This is a genomic window from Streptomyces sp. HPF1205, from assembly GCF_020400825.1.
Classification (GTDB): Bacteria; Actinomycetota; Actinomycetes; order Streptomycetales; family Streptomycetaceae; genus Actinacidiphila.
The window spans coordinates 1-505 of sequence record NZ_JAINVH010000149.1 but is presented as its reverse complement, the minus strand read 5'-3'; the positions used below and the strand labels follow the sequence as shown (position 1 = coordinate 505).

Sequence of the window (505 nt, the reverse complement as noted above, 5' to 3'; positions counted from 1 at the left end):
TTCGACGACCTCAACCGGTTCGGGGGTGACTTCGATGATCGCGTGGGCGTTGGTGCCACTCACCCCGAACGAGGACACACCCGCGCGACGCACCCCGCCCTCACCGGGCCAGGTCCGCGCCTCCACCGCCAGCTCCACCGCACCACCGCTCCAGTCGATCTGCGGCGACGGCTCCTCCACATGCAGCGTCCGCGGCACCAGCCCGTACCGCATCGCCAACACCATCTTCATCACACCCGCCACACCCGCAGCAGCCTGCGTATGCCCGATGTTCGACTTCACCGACCCCAGCAGCAACGGCCGGTCAGCAGGCCGCCCCTGCCCATACGTGGCGATCAGCGCCTCCGCCTCGATCGGATCCCCCAACGCCGTCCCCGTACCGTGCGCCTCCACCACATCCACATCGGAAGGAGCCAGACGAGCGCTGGCGAGCGCCTGCCGGATCACCCGCTGCTGCGAAGGACCGTTCGGCGCCGTCAACCCATTACTCGCACCGTCCTGATTG

Annotated in this window: 1 protein-coding gene; it reads right to left on the bottom strand. The window is 68.5% G+C overall.

The window, feature by feature from the left end:
• The coding region (locus K7G61_RS36045) for a polyketide synthase (RefSeq protein WP_225851370.1) at positions 1–505 on the bottom strand (505 nt) is incomplete at both ends.